The sequence below is a fragment of the Loktanella atrilutea genome, assembly GCF_900128995.1.
Taxonomy (GTDB): domain Bacteria; phylum Pseudomonadota; class Alphaproteobacteria; order Rhodobacterales; family Rhodobacteraceae; genus Loktanella; species Loktanella atrilutea.
The window spans coordinates 430,165-443,847 of record NZ_FQUE01000002.1; the positions used below are offsets into that span (position 1 = coordinate 430,165).

Below are 13,683 nucleotides of genomic sequence, written 5' to 3' on the forward strand. Positions count from 1 at the left end.
GACCCACCCGTCCTAATCTTGACCGATGGCAAAGGACCAATCTTCGACAGAACTGGCGCAAAGCCGCACCGACTGGGCCGAAGCCCGGACCGACTGGGCCGAGGATCGCACGATCATGGCCAACGAACGAACCTTCGCCGCGTGGATTCGCACCGGACTGGCCTGCATCGTGATCGCATTGGGCCTGCAGGCCGTGTTCGGATCGATCGAACCGAAGGGTCTGGGCAAGGCTGTGGCAACAGTCTTTCTGGCCGCCGCCATCGGCGTGTTCTGGTCGGCGCGCAATCGCGCCAAGGCAACGCTGACCCGGTTGCACAGCCGCGATTGCATGCCGCAATCGACAAAGTCCTATACCATTCTGGCAAGCGCGCTTTCGCTGGCGACGCTGCTGACGGGCGTGGTCCTCTGGTTGCTCTGACGGTCGCGCAGGCCTAGATTGCCGCAACCCACCCGATCGGAACGCAACGCCCCATGTCTGACAAACCCGCCTATCAGGTCCTCGCTCGGAAATACCGTCCGGAAACCTTCGCCGATCTTGTCGGACAGGACGCGATGGTGCGCACGCTGAAGAACGCCTTTGCCGCCGACCGCATCGCGCAGGCCTTCATCATGACCGGGATCCGCGGCACCGGAAAGACGACGACCGCCCGGATCATCGCCAAGGGCATGAACTGCATCGGCCCCGACGGACAGGGTGGCCCCACGACCGAACCCTGTGGCGTCTGCGAACACTGCGTCGCCATCATGGAAGGCCGCCACGTCGATGTGATGGAGATGGACGCGGCGTCCAACACCGGCGTGCAGAATATCCGCGACGCGATCATCGAAACCGTCAGCTATCGCGCCGTGTCAGCGCGCTACAAGATCTTCATCATCGACGAAGTTCACATGCTGTCGAAAAGCGCCTTCAATGCGCTGCTCAAGACGCTGGAAGAGCCTCCCGCTCATGTAAAATTCATCTTTGCCACGACCGAGATCAGGCAGGTCCCCGTCACCGTCCTGTCCCGGTGCCAGCGCTTCGACCTGCGCCGGATCGAACCCGAGGTGATGATCGGCCTGCTGACCCGCATTGCCAAGGCCGAGCAGGCGGAGATCAGTGCCGATGCGCTGGCGCTCATCACCCGCGCCGCCGAAGGGTCGGCCCGCGATGCCACGTCCCTGCTGGATCAGGCCATCAGTCACGGCGCGGGCGAGACGACGGCGGATCAGGTCCGGGCGATGCTGGGCCTTGCCGACCGGGGTCGCGTGCTCGACCTCTTCGACATGATCCTGCGGGGCGAAGCGGCAGAGGCGCTGACCGAGCTTTCGACCCAATATGCCGACGGCGCCGATCCCATGGCGATCCTGCGTGATCTGGCAGAGGTCACCCATTGGGTCAGCGTCATCAAGATCACGCCCGATGCGGCCGAAGACCCCACCATCGGCCCCGACGAACGCACCCGTGGCCTGTCGATGGCGCGGGCCCTACCGATGCGGGTGCTGACCCGCATGTGGCAGATGCTGCTGAAGGCGCTGGAAGAGGTGGCGGCCTCGCCCAATGCCATGATGGCAGCGGAAATGGCCGTGATCCGCCTGACCCACGTGGCCGATCTGCCCACGCCGGAGGATCTGGTCCGCAAGCTGAAGGACGCCACGCCGCCGCCGCCCTCCGTCAGTGGAAACGGCGCCCGCATGGCCCCCGCCGCAGGTGCCACGCAGGCGATCTCTCGCACGCCGGCCCCCACGCATGGCGGCCCCTCCGGTCCGTCCGCCTCTACGGCGCCCCAGCTCGCGACCGAGGCGCTGCACCACTACGCCCGGTTCGAGGACGTCGTCGGCCTCATCCGCGCCCACCGCGACGTGAAGCTGCTGGTCGAGGTCGAAACGGGCCTGCGCCTCGTCAGCTACCAGCCCGGTCGGATCGAGGTGCATCCCACGCCGAACGCCGCGTCTGACCTGACACAGCGCCTCGGCGCGCGGCTGCAGGCGTGGACCGGCAACCGCTGGGCCGTCATTGTCAGCAACGAAGAAGGCCAACCGACGATCGCCGAGGTCCGGGATGCTGCCGCGTCTGCCCTCCAGCAGCTAGCCACGGCGCATCCTTTGGTGCAGGCCGTGCTGGCGCAGTTTCCAAAGGCCCGCATCACCGACATCCGCACCGAGGCGGACCGCGCACAAGAGGCTGCGAGCGATGCGCTGGCCGAGGTCGAGGACGAATGGGATCCGTTCGAGGACGGCTGACACCCTTGTTCCGCACCTGCCCCATACGTATCTGAAGACAAAGCACAGCAACGGAGACGACACGATGTTCAAAGGTTTGGGCGGTCTGGGCGATATGGCCAAGATGATGAAATCCGCGCAGGACATGCAGGCCAAGATGGCCGAGATGCAGGATAATCTCGATACGATCACCGTCACCGGAGAGGCGGGCGCGGGTCTGGTCAAGGCCACCGCCACCGCCAAGGGCGAACTGACCGGCCTCGACATCGATCCCAGCATCTTCAACGGGTCCGACAAGGAGGTGGTCGAAGATCTGATCCTCGCCGCCATCAAGGATGCCCAATCCCGCGCCTCTGACCGGGCGCAGGAGGAGATGGGCAAGATCGCCGAAAGCCTCGGCCTGCCGCCGGGCATGAAGATGCCGTTCTAGGGATCGGTCCCCTGTTTACCTGGCAAGATAAACTCCCCCCGGAGGGTCCGGCGCCGGTCATGTCCCATGACCGATGACACGGAGGCGCTGAACGACCTGATTGCCCTGATGGCGAAGCTGCCGGGCCTTGGCCCCCGATCGGCGCGGCGCGCGGTCCTGCACCTGATCAAGAAGCGCGGCCCCCTGTTGATCCCGCTGGCAGAGGCGATGACCCGCGTCGGCGCGACGGTGCGCGAATGTCTGAATTGCGGCAATGTCGCCACCGGCGATATCTGCGCGATCTGCACCGACGACCGCCGCGCCAACGGCGAAATCTGCGTGGTCGAGGATGTGGCCGACCTTTGGGCCATGGAACGCAGCCAGCAATTCAAGGGCCGCTATCACGTGCTGGGTGGCACGCTGTCCGCGCTGGATGCAGTCGGGCCGGAAGAACTGCGCATCCCTCGCCTTCTGGACCGCATCACGTCGGAAGAGGTGCGAGAGGTCATCCTCGCCCTGGGCGCCACCATCGACGGGCACACCACCGCGCATTACATCGCGGACCAGTTGACCGGCGTCACCGTGACCTCCCTCGCGCAAGGCGTACCGGTGGGAGGAGAGCTCGACTACCTCGACGATGGCACGATCACCGCTGCCCTCCGCGCGCGACGGACGCTGTGACCTGACCGCCGCCTGCATGCGAACCGCGCAGCAGCGTAGCAAAGACGCGCTTCGAATCAAAATGCCCCGGCGTCACCGCCGGGGCATGTCGTCGTTCCGATCGGATACGCTCAGCGCTTGTGGCGCATGTCAGAGTCGTCGTCGTCCTCGTCTTCGTCATCATTGGTCGCATCGACATCGTCAGGCAGGTTGAAGAAGCTGTCCGCATCGCGGATGTCGCGCTTGTCCTCAACCTCCTCCTCCTCGACGGGGGTGGAGTCGGACAGGCTGAAGGTTTCGAGGCCCGCCATCGACGACGGCATCTTGGGTTCGGGCGCGGACCCGAGGCTCGACTCCGTCGACACCAGCTTGCGACGCTCGTCATCGGTCATCGCGGTGCCCTCACGGGCGCGCTTCGCATTGGCCTTCTGGACGGCGGCGTCAAGTTCCGACTGCTTGCACAGGCCCAGTGCGACGGGATCGATGGGATCGAGGTTGTTGATGTTCCAATGGGTCCGCTCGCGGATCGCGGCGATCGTGGGCTTCGTGGTGCCGACCAGCTTGCTGATCTGGCTGTCTTCCAGTTCCGGATGGAACTTGACCAGCCAGTAGATCGACGCGGGACGGTCCTGGCGCTTGGACAGCGGCGTGTAGCGCGGACCGCGGCGCTTTTCCTCGCCTTGGGCGGCAGCGTTGAACTTCAGCTTCAGCTTGTGCTGGGGGTTCGCCTCGGCACGGTCGAGTTCGTCCTGCGTCAGCTGGTTGTTGCTGATGGGGTCGAACCCCTTCACGCCGGTCGCCACGTCGCCGTCAGCGATACCCTGCACCTCCAGCGGGTGCAGCCCGCAGAAGTCGGCGATCTGCTGGAACGTCAGCGTCGTGTTGTCGCACAGCCAGACGGCGGTGGCCTTGGCCATGATCGGTTTATCGGACATCGTCTTCACTCCTATCCTTGAACTTCGACAAGCCTTCCTCGGGCCCTTGAAGGGGCTGACCGCGTGGGCCGGGTTCACATTGTCGGGGAACTTGGGTCATATATAGGGAAAGCCGCCGAAATTGGGAAGATCAAAAACATGAAAGCGGTGTTTGCTGCCCTGACGATGTTCCTTGCGGCACAGGCCGGGGCGCAGGACCGGGCCGGTGTATTCGATTACTATGTCTTGTCCCTGTCGTGGTCGCCGAACTGGTGCGATGCGACAGGTCGTGCCCGGCACTCGCCCCAATGCGCGCCAGGGGCCGGATTCGGGTGGGTGCTGCACGGCCTCTGGCCACAATACGACCGCGGATACCCGCGTGACTGCCGCACGTCGTTTGCCCCGCCGTCGCGGGCCGAAACAGCGGCGATGGCCGACATCATGGGCACCGGTGGGCTGGCGTGGTACCAGTGGAACAAGCATGGATCCTGCAGCGGTCTGCCGCCGAAGGCCTACTTCCGCACCGCACGCGCGGCGCACGATGGTATCCGCATCCCGCAAGCCTTCGCCAAGCTGACCCGCGATGTGACCTTGCCGGCGTCGCTGATCGAGGATGCCTTCGTCGAAGCCAATCCTGATCTGCCCCGCGACGGCATCACCGTGACCTGCAGCAACGGCGCCATTCAAGAGGTGCGGATCTGCCTGACAAAGGACCTTGCGCCACGGAACTGCGAAGAAGACGTTGCGCGTGACTGCACCTTGCCCAGCGCCGCCTTCGGTGCCATCGACTGACGCACCCGGGGGACCGCGTCGCTTTCGCTGCAGACTGCGCCGTTTCCGACGCGCACCCGACGGATCCCATGCCTGACAAGAGGCCGAACGCCCCACCCTCTTTGCGAAGAAAAGTTAGACCGATGACAGACTACGCCCTGACCGTCACCTGCCCATCCACCAAGGGCATCGTGGCAGCGATCGCGAACTACATGGCAGACAACGACTGCAACATCACGGACTCGTCCCAGTTCGACGATCCCGAAACCGGTCAGTTCTTCATGCGCATGAGCTTCGAGAACGACGGCAGCCGCAATCTGGATGGCCTGACACGCGGTTTCGTCGCGGCCGCCGAAGCCTTTGACATGACCTACGAGTTCCACGACCAGAGCGTGAAGATGAAGGTCGTGATCATGGTCAGCCGTTTCGGCCACTGCCTGAACGACCTGCTGTACCGCTGGCGGATCGGTGCGCTGCCCATCGACATCGTGGCCGTCATCTCGAACCACCTCGACTATCAGAAGGTCGTGGTGAACCACGATATCCCGTTTCACTGCATCAAGGTCACGCCGGCCAACAAGCCGCAGGCCGAGGCGCAGATCATGAGCGTGGTCGAGGAGGCCGGCGCCGATCTGATCGTGCTCGCCCGTTACATGCAGATCCTGTCTGACGACATGTGCCAGAAGATGTCTGGGCGCATCATCAACATCCATCACTCCTTCCTGCCCAGTTTCAAAGGCGCGAACCCCTACAAGCAGGCGTTCGAGCGGGGGGTGAAGCTGATCGGCGCCACGTCGCATTACGTAACCGCCGATCTGGACGAGGGCCCGATCATCGAGCAGGATACGGTGCGCGTGACCCACGCCCAGTCCCCCGCCGACTACGTCAGCCTCGGCCGCGATGTCGAGGCGCAGGTGCTGTCCCGCGCCATCCATGCCCACATCCATCGCCGCGTGCTTCTGAACGGGCACAAGACGGTGGTGTTTCCCGCCTCGCCGGGCTCCTACGCATCGGAACGGATGGGATGACTGCAATGCGACTTGCTGACCACGTCCTGACGCCCGGTGTCATCCTGTTCACCGAACATTTCGACGCCTGCGTCGCGTTCTACCGAGATACCCTCGGTCTGCCGCAGTGGTTCGAAAAGCCGGGACTGGTCTGTCTGCGGTTCGGCACCGGCTATCTGATGATCGAACGGGACGGGATGGCTATCGACGGTCGCAAGACGGTTGCACAAAATCCGACCGTCCTGCGGTTCAACGTCGCCGACGTGGCTGCAACGGCGGCGCTGCTGCAAACTGCTGGCATTAATGTCACGGTCAGCGAGCACAGTTGGGGCACGACCGGATCGTTCACGGACCCCGACGGCAACATCTGCAGCCTGAAGGATGCAGACGACCCCTATTTCGCCTGATCCTGCGCGCGGCCGTCCGGATACTCTGCCGGCCCCTTGATCTCGAGCTTATTGCCGAAGGGGTCGTGGATGTAGAATGAATGGCCCATGCCGCGTGCGCCGCCGTGCATCGCCTCGCGTTCGATGGTCACACCATGACGCGCAAGGTGGGCGCGCATATCCTCCGCTGCGAAGGGTGAAGTCGCGAGGCAGAGATGATCGACATTGCGCCCGCCCGTCACCGGCGGCACTGCGGCCTTGGCGCCGGCGTGGGTCGTATCCCACAGCACGATCAGCGCGGCGCCCGCCCAGACCTGTTCCATCCCCATGGCCGGATAGGAATAACCAGGGGCACAGCCCAGCACGTCGCGGTAGAACGCAAGCGCGCGATCCATGTCATCGACAAGAAAGACGACGTGATCGATGCCTACGAGGGCGAAGGGAATGTTGCGATGGGGCATCCAACGTCACATTACGAAAGGGCCGGGGTCGAAGCCGCGCAAGGCGTCCTCGGTCCTTTGCGCCCGCCCACCGGCACGTTGCAGGCGCGTGATGGCGACAGCCCCGGTCCCGCAGGCAACGGTCAGGCCGGACAGCACCTGCCCCGGCTCGCCTTCACCCTCCGCCACACGGGAACCGAGCAGTTTCACCCGTTCACCACCGATCTCGCACCAGGCGCCGGGAAAGGGTGACAGACCTCGAACCTGCGCATCCACAACGGCGGCGGGGCGGGTCCAGTCGACACGCGCCTCTGCCTTGTCGATCTTGGCGGCATAGGTGACACCCTCTGCCGGTTGCGGGACAGGCGTCAGGTCGTCCAACCGATCCAGCGCGCTCCTGATGAGGGTCCCGCCGAGGGTGGACAACCGGTCATGCAGGGTTCCAGTCGTATCCTCGGGCTGGATTGCGACACTTTCACGCAGCAGGACGGGTCCGGTATCCAGTCCCGCCTCCATCCGCATGATGCAGACGCCGGTCTGCGCGTCACCCGCCATGATCGAGCGGTGTATCGGCGCAGCGCCGCGCCAGCGGGGCAAGAGAGAGGCATGGATATTCAGACAACCGCGTCGCGGAGCGTCCAGCACGGCCTGCGGCAGGATCAAGCCGTAGGCCACGACGACGGCAACCTCCGCATCGAACGCCACAAAATCAGCCTGTGCTTCCGCCCCTTTCAGTGAGACAGGGTGGCGGACCGGCAGTCCCAAAGCCATGGCCCGCTGGTGCACCGCACCCGGGCGGTCGCGTTTGCCGCGGCCCGCGGGGCGCGGCGGCTGTGTATAGACGGCAAGGATATCATGCCCTGCGTCGTGCAGTGCATCCAGAACCGGCACCGAAAAGTCCGGCGTTCCCATGAAAACAATGCGCATCCGGCGGCCTTCCCAAAGGTATTTGGGGTACCGGATACCGCGGGAGCGGTCAGGATGCTAGCAGCGGCGTGCCAGGACAAGAACCCAGTTCGGCCCTTTGCTGCCCTTGGTGATCGCAATGCCCATCTCGGTCACGCGGGGATGAAGCATGTTTGACCGGTGTCCGGCCGACTGCATCCAGCCCCCGATGATCTGTCCCGCCTTCGGGTAGCCCCAGGCCAGGTTTTCGGCCACGGTGCAATCCTTGTAACCCGCAGCACGCACCCGTCCCTGAGAGCGGCTGCCGTTGCTGCCGGTGTGGCCAAAGAAATTGTGGACCGACATGTCGCAGGCATGGGCCATCGCCGCCTTGCTAAGGGTCTGGTTGTATTTCAGCGGTTTCAGGCCGTTCGCCTTGCGACTGGCATTGACCCCCGCCGCGATCTGCGACGCCATCTGGTTGACATTGGCCGGCGTTGCGCAGGCGTTGGAGGCGGCAGCGGTCTGGGCGGTCACGACCAGCAGCAAAGCAACAATCAGGGATCTGAGCATGGGCATCCTTTGGGTTGTTCGTCGGTGCAGACCTAGACCATCCCGAATGAATCAGGCAACCATGTGGCAACCCTAGGGCGAATTCCTGCCTGCTCCCTGCAAATATCCGCCAATCGTTGATAAAGCGTAAAGGACGACCGCCAGAACCACGATGGACGGGCCGGTCGGCGTGTCGAGGCGGACGGACAGCACAAGCCCCCCACCCGCGGACAGAGCGCCGATCAGCGCGGCGCGCAGGGCCATCCCCTCGGGCGAGGACGACAGGCGGCGCGCGCCAGCGGCGGGAATGACCAGCAGGGCCGTGATCAACAGGGCGCCGACGACCTTGATCGCGACCGCCACGATACCTGCCAGCAACAACGTCAGGATCAGGTTCTCCCGTCGCGGATCGATGCCGGAGGCGGTGGCAAGATCCGGATTCAGCGTTGCCAGCAACAGCGCCGACCAGTGGAACCACAGGACGCTCAGCACCAGTGCGGTGCCCCCCCAGATGACGGCGAGATCAAGGCGCGACACCGTCAACACGTCGCCGAACAGGTAAGCCTCGAGGTTGATCCGCGCGCCGGGGATGAGGGTGACCGCGACAAGTCCTGTCGCCAACGCGCCATGCGCCAGAACCCCCAGTATCGTGTCCGTCCCCTGCGCCCGGTCCGAAAGGCGGTGGATCAGTAGCGCCACCACGAGGGCGATCGCACCGACACCGGCCAGAATAGAGATGTTCAGGGCCAGCGCGAGGGCGACGCCGAGGATGGCTGCGTGGGCCGTGGCATCGCCGAAATAGGCCATCCGCCGCCAGACCACGAAGCACCCCAGGACGGAGGCCGCGAGTGAGGTTCCCAGCGCCGCAAGGGCGGCTCGGAAAAGGAAGTCGTCAAGCATGATCGTGGTCCGGGTGATCGTGGACATGATCGGCGCCGTGATCGTGATCGTGGCTATGTCCGTGGTCGTGGCGGTAGAGGGCCAGCGCGCCACCGGTCCCGGTGCCGAAGAGCTCTCTGTAAGCGGGTGCAGCGGACACGACCTCGGGTGTGCCTTCGCAGCAGATGTGGCCGTTCAAACAGATCACCCGGTCAGAGGCCGACATCACGACGTGCAACTCGTGGCTGACCATCAGGACCGCGCAATTCATGTCGCGCCTCACCGCCTCGATCTGGCGATAGAAGCGGGCCGCGCCGGGCTGATCGAGGCCCTGCGTCGCCTCGTCGAGGATCAGAAGCTGCGGCCGGGAGAGGATCGCCCGGGCCAGCAGGACGCGCTGGAACTGTCCGCCGGACAGGTCCGTCATCTGTCGGTCAGCGACGTCCGGCACGCCCGCCGTCGCCAGCGCCTGACGGGCCTCGGTCTTTGGCACGGGATGCGGCAGGTCAAGGAAGCGTCGCGCCGTCAGCGGCAGCGTCGCGTCGATGGCGAGTTTCTGTGGCACATACCCCAATCGTAAGCCGGGACTGCGCCTGACCTGCCCCCGGTCGGGACGCAACGCCCCAATCAGGACGCGCAGCAGGGTGGACTTTCCGGATCCGTTCGGACCGACGATCGTGACGATCTCGCCTGCCGCGATATCCAGCCCGACGTTCTGCAGGATCGCGGTGCCGTTGCGGCTGACGCCAATGCCGCGCGCGGACAGAAGGCTCATGATGCGGTCTGGCAGGCAGGACAGAGGCCCTGCGCCTCCACCACGGTTTGCTCGATGGCAAAGCCGGACTGGGCCGCAGCCGAACCGAGGGGTGCGCCGGCCGCCGTTTCCGCGATCTTGTGGCACCCCCGGCAGATCAGAAAGGCCGGCGTATGCGCCGCGCCCGGATGGGCGCAGGCGATGAAGGCGTTCAGCCCCTCGATCCGATGCGCAAAGCCGTTGTCGACCAGAAAGCCCAAAGCCCGATAGGCGACCGGTGGCTTCGACCCCAACCCTTCGGCATCGAGGCGCGCGAGAACGTCGTAGGCACCCAGCGCCGCGTGACTTTCCAACAGGATTTCCAGCACGCGGCGTCGCAGCGGTGTCAGCCGCAGGGCTGATGTGGCGCATGTCACCTCGGCGCTGCGCAGCGCATCATGGACGCAGGCGGCATGGTCATGGCGGTCGAAGCCGGTCGTCATCGGCAAGGCCTCTTGTTATGTTATAACATATCTTTTATAGACCGGCTGTCGTCACTAAGCAAGAGATCCCGATGAGACATCTTCTGACCACCACGTTCATCTTGGCCGCAGCGGCGGCTCAAGCCGACGCCCCTCGTGTCGTCGCGGATATCGTGCCCGTCCACAGCCTCGTGGCGCAGGTGATGGACGGAGTTGCCGTCCCTGGACTGATCGTGCCGCCGGGCGCAGACGCGCATCACATGGCGCTGCGGCCGTCCGACGCCAGCAACCTGTCGCAGGCGGATGTCGTCATCTGGGTCGGCGCCGATCTGACGCCGTGGCTGGTCGATCCACTGACAACCCTCGCGCCCAAGGCAGCGACACTGACTCTGTTGGACGCCCCCGGCTGGACGCCCCGCGCCGCTCCGGACGATCACGACGCAGAGCATCACGATGCGGAGGGTCATGAGGCTGAAGGTCACCATCACGACCGCGATCCGCACGCATGGCTGGATCCGGAGATCGCCTCCGTCTGGGTCGGCGCGATCCGCGACACCCTCGCGACGACGGACCCCGACAATGCCATGACCTACGCCGCGAACGCGGAAAAGGCGCTTGCCGGGCTGGCCGCGCTGCGCAAGACCATCACGACCGACCTGTCGGGGCTGCCGGGCGGGACATGGGTCGCGCCGCACGACGCTTTCGGTTACTTCGAGAAGCGCTTCGACCTGCCGGCGGGCGGCGCGATCAGCGACAGCGAGGCGGAAGAGCCCGGCCCCGCCCACTTGTCCGATCTGCGCGCACAGGTCAAAGCGGGAGAGATCACCTGCGTGTTGTCGGAAACCAACGCCCCGACACGTTATGCCGACTTGCTGACCGAGGGCACGGCGGCCCGGCAGGCCGTGATCGACGATACCGGGATGACGCTGACGCCGGGGCCAGCTCTCTATGCAGAGCTTCTGACCGACATTGCGACGACGCTGAAGACCTGCATCCAGCCCTAGGCTTGGCCAAAGAGACCTGTCAGCGCCCGTTGCACCGTACCGGTGACCGACGGGCGCTTCAAAGCCTGAAACGGCAGGGGGCGGCAGACCTCGATCGCGGCGATGCCGACGCGCGCGGTCAGGGCGCCGTTCACGACACCCTCGCCGAAGCGGCGCGATACCTTGGAAAGCAGGCCACCGCCGGCGACCGAATGGATCAGGTCGTCGCCCACAGCGACGGCGCCCGTCGCCACAAGATGGCCCAGCACGGTCCGCACGAGACGAAACGACCCCAGCGTGCCGGACCGGCCACCGTAGATCTCTGCGATGCGCCGGATCATCCGCAGGTTCGCGGTCAGTGCGGTAAAGACGTCGGCCAGCGCCAGCGGCACAACAGCCGTCACGACAGCGACCTGACGCGCCGCGGCCTGCACCTCTGCCACGGCCCGCGCGTCGAGCGGTTCGAGCAGGCTCCGCTCTGCCAGATCGAGCAGGCCGTCGGCATCCATGACCTCCGGTGCACGCTCCTCCAGCTGCGTGCGGCCCCACGCGGTATCGTCGCGGCTGGCATAAAGGCTGGTCATGTGGCCCACGACCTTCCGGGCCATCGGCAGGTCACCGCCCGCATGGGCCGTCGCGGCCTCGGTCTGGATCGTGTCGATCCGGCGCAACCGGTGGAATGCCGACATTTCGCGCAGGGCGATCGCCAGCAGGACACAGCAAAAGATCACCAGCAGGGCGCTGAAGGCCATGCCGAGGATGGGATGGCTGGCAATCAGGCCGGTGACGAAGTTCCAGGCGGCCAGCGACACGAGGAAACCGACGATGCTGACCAAAAGCGACCAGAACCACTTTGCCAAGGGCGATGCCCGGCGTGTCGCAAGGGACGCGACCCGCTGCATCGCCGCCCCCTGCGGGGCGTCGTCGATCACCATCGGTGCCGTCGCCGGCGTCATCTCGGACGCCTCGTCGAGGTCGATCAGTACGGGACGTTTCACAACCGGTCTCCGATCAGGAACTCTGCAGCCTTGTCCAGCCGGATGTGCGGAGGGCCTTCGCCCGGGCGCAGGGTCGTCGGCGCGGGCGCAAAGCGCATCACCTTGTAGTCCCCCTCGCCCCAGTCCGCCGCGCCGGCACGCGCGGGCGCCAGCAGGTGCTGCGGATCCTCGGGCAATGCGCCTGGATAGAATGCCGCCTGCTTGCCGGTATCGAGCAACCGGCCCCGCACGACGTCAAGGGGACCGTCGCGGTGTTCGACCGTCTCCTCCACCGTGGTGCGCAGGGCGGCAATGGACATGGCGGCGGTCTGCGCCCCGGCGAAATCAGCGCGGTCGCGCGCCTCTCGCAGCAGGGCCTGTGTGATCGCGGTCAGCTGGGGGTGCTGCGTGTGGTGCAGGTGGTCGGCCTTGGTCGCGGCAAAGAGGATCTTTTCCACCCTCCGACCCTGAAAGATGCGGCTGATGAAGCTGTTGCGACCGGGATTGAAGGCCGAGAGGATGTCAGCCATCGCGGTGCGCAGATCGTCCACCGCCCGCGGCCCGTTGTGGATCGCACCCAGTACATCGACCAGCACGACCTGCCGGTCGATCCGAGCGAAATGGTCGCGAAAGAACGGCTTCACGACGTTCTTCTTGTAGGACTCGAACCTGCGCCCCATCTCGCGGCCCAGCGACCCGCGCGAGAAGTCACCGCCCGGCAGCGGCGCGAAGGTCAGCACCGGTGACCCCGCCAGATCGCCCGGCAGCAGGAACCGTCCCGGCGTACAATCGGAATAGCCCGCGGCGCGCGCCGCATTCAGATGCACCGTATAGGCCTGCGCCAGGCTGCGCGCGGTCGCCTCCTCCAGCGGGCGGTCGGGATCGGTCTGCGCGACGAGCGCCAGATAGTCGTCGCCCGAAGGCCGCCCGTCGGCACGCGCCAGCGCGGCCTTCGACCACGTCGCATAACTCTGATCCAGCAGCGCCAGATCCAGAAGCCATTCGCCCGGATAATCGACGATATCGAGGTGCACGGTCCGCACGCCCTGCAGGCCCGCCATGAAACCCGTCGGCTGCACTCTTAGCGACAGACGCAGCTCCGAGATCTGGCGCGTGCCCTCCGGCCAGCTCGGCTCCGGCGCAGTCAGCTGGGCAAGGTAGGTCTCGTAGTCGAAGCGCGGCAGCGTGTCGTCGGGCTGCGGCTGCAGATAGGCGGTGCGGATCGCACCGCTCGCCGCGGCGCGCAGTTGCGGCATCCGCCCGCGGTCCATCAGGTTCGCCACGAGAGAGGTTATGAAGACCGTCTTGCCCGCCCGGCTGAGGCCGGTGACGCCCAGCCGGATGACGGGATCCGTGAAGGGTGCGGTGACGGGGCGCGTGACGGCGCTCGTCACGTTTCCCATGCC

17 protein-coding genes are annotated in these 13,683 nt (G+C 65.6%); 8 read left to right on the plus strand and 9 right to left on the minus strand.

Annotation, left to right across the window (positions count from 1 at the left end; translation table 11 throughout):
- Positions 1-25: 25 nt before the first annotated feature.
- The 4 genes from BUA54_RS07305 (at position 26) to recR (ending at position 3,289) form a co-directional block, all read left to right on the plus strand.
- Positions 26-418, plus strand: a complete 393-nt coding sequence (locus tag BUA54_RS07305; protein ID WP_072856562.1) for a YidH family protein — start codon at positions 26-28, stop codon at positions 416-418.
- Between the two features lie 53 nt (positions 419-471).
- Positions 472-2,220: a DNA polymerase III subunit gamma/tau gene (locus BUA54_RS07310; protein ID WP_072856563.1), complete on the plus strand. Its 1,749-nt coding sequence runs from the start codon at positions 472-474 to the stop codon at positions 2,218-2,220.
- 64 nt (positions 2,221-2,284) lie between these two features.
- Positions 2,285-2,629, plus strand: a complete 345-nt coding sequence (locus BUA54_RS07315; protein ID WP_072856564.1) for a YbaB/EbfC family nucleoid-associated protein — start codon at positions 2,285-2,287, stop codon at positions 2,627-2,629.
- Between the two features lie 66 nt (positions 2,630-2,695).
- Positions 2,696-3,289 (plus strand): recombination mediator RecR, encoded by a 594-nt coding sequence (gene recR / locus BUA54_RS07320; RefSeq protein ID WP_072856565.1) that lies wholly within the window; start codon positions 2,696-2,698, stop codon positions 3,287-3,289.
- Between the two features lie 110 nt (positions 3,290-3,399).
- Here the strand turns inward: recR and BUA54_RS07325 are convergent, their stop codons facing one another.
- Entirely contained in the window at positions 3,400-4,203 is an 804-nt protein-coding gene (locus BUA54_RS07325) for a DUF1013 domain-containing protein (RefSeq protein WP_072856684.1), read from the minus strand.
- 138 nt (positions 4,204-4,341) lie between these two features.
- Between BUA54_RS07325 and BUA54_RS07330 the strand changes: the two genes are divergently transcribed.
- The 3 genes from BUA54_RS07330 (at position 4,342) to BUA54_RS07340 (ending at position 6,367) form a co-directional block, all read left to right on the plus strand.
- Entirely contained in the window at positions 4,342-4,974 is a 633-nt protein-coding gene (locus BUA54_RS07330; protein WP_072856566.1) for a ribonuclease T2 family protein, read from the plus strand.
- Positions 4,975-5,096: 122 nt separating this feature from the next.
- A complete protein-coding gene (purU, locus tag BUA54_RS07335; RefSeq protein WP_072856567.1) occupies positions 5,097-5,981 on the plus strand; it encodes a formyltetrahydrofolate deformylase in 885 nt (294 codons plus the stop codon).
- Between the two features lie 5 nt (positions 5,982-5,986).
- Positions 5,987-6,367 carry a VOC family protein gene (locus BUA54_RS07340; RefSeq protein WP_072856568.1) on the plus strand — a complete coding sequence of 127 codons (381 nt, stop codon included), beginning with the start codon at positions 5,987-5,989 and terminating at the stop codon, positions 6,365-6,367.
- Here BUA54_RS07340 and BUA54_RS07345 read toward each other — a convergent pair.
- The 6 genes from BUA54_RS07345 to BUA54_RS07370 all read right to left on the minus strand — a co-directional run bounded on the left by BUA54_RS07345 (position 6,355) and on the right by BUA54_RS07370 (position 10,338).
- Positions 6,355-6,807, minus strand: a complete 453-nt coding sequence (locus BUA54_RS07345) for a VOC family protein (RefSeq protein ID WP_072856569.1) — start codon at positions 6,805-6,807, stop codon at positions 6,355-6,357. The two genes, BUA54_RS07340 and BUA54_RS07345, sit on opposite strands and share 13 nt — an antisense overlap.
- A 6-nt stretch (positions 6,808-6,813) precedes the next feature.
- The gene (gene fmt / locus BUA54_RS07350; RefSeq protein WP_072856570.1) at positions 6,814-7,713 is read right to left on the minus strand and encodes a methionyl-tRNA formyltransferase; all 900 of its coding nucleotides are present in this window, start codon (positions 7,711-7,713) and stop codon (positions 6,814-6,816) included.
- 57 nt (positions 7,714-7,770) lie between these two features.
- A complete protein-coding gene (locus BUA54_RS07355) occupies positions 7,771-8,244 on the minus strand; it encodes a CAP domain-containing protein (protein ID WP_245810591.1) in 474 nt (157 codons plus the stop codon).
- A 72-nt stretch (positions 8,245-8,316) separates the two neighbouring features.
- On the minus strand, positions 8,317-9,123 hold the full coding sequence (locus BUA54_RS07360; protein WP_084114226.1) for a metal ABC transporter permease: 807 nt from the start codon (positions 9,121-9,123) through the stop codon (positions 8,317-8,319).
- A complete protein-coding gene (locus tag BUA54_RS07365) occupies positions 9,116-9,877 on the minus strand; it encodes an ATP-binding cassette domain-containing protein (protein WP_072856573.1) in 762 nt (253 codons plus the stop codon). The genes BUA54_RS07360 and BUA54_RS07365 overlap by 8 nt, the downstream gene beginning before the upstream one ends.
- Positions 9,874-10,338, minus strand: coding sequence for a helix-turn-helix domain-containing protein (locus BUA54_RS07370; protein ID WP_072856574.1), 465 nt, complete (start codon positions 10,336-10,338; stop codon positions 9,874-9,876). Before BUA54_RS07370 ends, BUA54_RS07365 begins: the two co-directional genes overlap by 4 nt.
- 71 nt (positions 10,339-10,409) lie before the next feature.
- Between BUA54_RS07370 and BUA54_RS07375 the strand changes: the two genes are divergently transcribed.
- Positions 10,410-11,321, plus strand: a complete 912-nt coding sequence (locus BUA54_RS07375) for a zinc ABC transporter substrate-binding protein (protein WP_072856575.1) — start codon at positions 10,410-10,412, stop codon at positions 11,319-11,321.
- Here BUA54_RS07375 and BUA54_RS07380 read toward each other — a convergent pair.
- Positions 11,318-12,256, minus strand: a complete 939-nt coding sequence (locus tag BUA54_RS07380) for a YcjF family protein (protein ID WP_084114228.1) — start codon at positions 12,254-12,256, stop codon at positions 11,318-11,320. The genes BUA54_RS07375 and BUA54_RS07380 overlap by 4 nt on opposite strands.
- Positions 12,257-12,294: 38 nt before the next feature.
- The gene (locus BUA54_RS07385) at positions 12,295-13,680 is read right to left on the minus strand and encodes a YcjX family GTP-binding protein (protein WP_084114230.1); all 1,386 of its coding nucleotides are present in this window, start codon (positions 13,678-13,680) and stop codon (positions 12,295-12,297) included.
- Positions 13,681-13,683: the final 3 nt, after the last annotated feature.

What these genes read in the sequence shown, in the direction of transcription:
- BUA54_RS07305 (WP_072856562.1), top strand. Translation starts at nt 26, where the DNA reads ATGGCAAAGGACCAATCTTCGACAGAACTGGCGCAAAGCCGCACCGAC.
- BUA54_RS07310 (WP_072856563.1), top strand. Translation starts at nt 472, where the DNA reads ATGTCTGACAAACCCGCCTATCAGGTCCTCGCTCGGAAATACCGTCCG.
- BUA54_RS07315 (WP_072856564.1), top strand. Translation starts at nt 2,285, where the DNA reads ATGTTCAAAGGTTTGGGCGGTCTGGGCGATATGGCCAAGATGATGAAA.
- recR (WP_072856565.1), top strand. Translation starts at nt 2,696, where the DNA reads ATGACCGATGACACGGAGGCGCTGAACGACCTGATTGCCCTGATGGCG.
- BUA54_RS07325 (WP_072856684.1), bottom strand. Translation starts at nt 4,203, where the DNA reads ATGTCCGATAAACCGATCATGGCCAAGGCCACCGCCGTCTGGCTGTGC.
- BUA54_RS07330 (WP_072856566.1), top strand. Translation starts at nt 4,342, where the DNA reads ATGAAAGCGGTGTTTGCTGCCCTGACGATGTTCCTTGCGGCACAGGCC.
- purU (WP_072856567.1), top strand. Translation starts at nt 5,097, where the DNA reads ATGACAGACTACGCCCTGACCGTCACCTGCCCATCCACCAAGGGCATC.
- BUA54_RS07340 (WP_072856568.1), top strand. Translation starts at nt 5,987, where the DNA reads ATGCGACTTGCTGACCACGTCCTGACGCCCGGTGTCATCCTGTTCACC.
- BUA54_RS07345 (WP_072856569.1), bottom strand. Translation starts at nt 6,807, where the DNA reads ATGCCCCATCGCAACATTCCCTTCGCCCTCGTAGGCATCGATCACGTC.
- fmt (WP_072856570.1), bottom strand. Translation starts at nt 7,713, where the DNA reads ATGCGCATTGTTTTCATGGGAACGCCGGACTTTTCGGTGCCGGTTCTG.
- BUA54_RS07355 (WP_245810591.1), bottom strand. Translation starts at nt 8,244, where the DNA reads ATGCTCAGATCCCTGATTGTTGCTTTGCTGCTGGTCGTGACCGCCCAG.
- BUA54_RS07360 (WP_084114226.1), bottom strand. Translation starts at nt 9,123, where the DNA reads ATGCTTGACGACTTCCTTTTCCGAGCCGCCCTTGCGGCGCTGGGAACC.
- BUA54_RS07365 (WP_072856573.1), bottom strand. Translation starts at nt 9,877, where the DNA reads ATGAGCCTTCTGTCCGCGCGCGGCATTGGCGTCAGCCGCAACGGCACC.
- BUA54_RS07370 (WP_072856574.1), bottom strand. Translation starts at nt 10,338, where the DNA reads ATGACGACCGGCTTCGACCGCCATGACCATGCCGCCTGCGTCCATGAT.
- BUA54_RS07375 (WP_072856575.1), top strand. Translation starts at nt 10,410, where the DNA reads ATGAGACATCTTCTGACCACCACGTTCATCTTGGCCGCAGCGGCGGCT.
- BUA54_RS07380 (WP_084114228.1), bottom strand. Translation starts at nt 12,256, where the DNA reads ATGACGCCGGCGACGGCACCGATGGTGATCGACGACGCCCCGCAGGGG.
- BUA54_RS07385 (WP_084114230.1), bottom strand. Translation starts at nt 13,680, where the DNA reads ATGGGAAACGTGACGAGCGCCGTCACGCGCCCCGTCACCGCACCCTTC.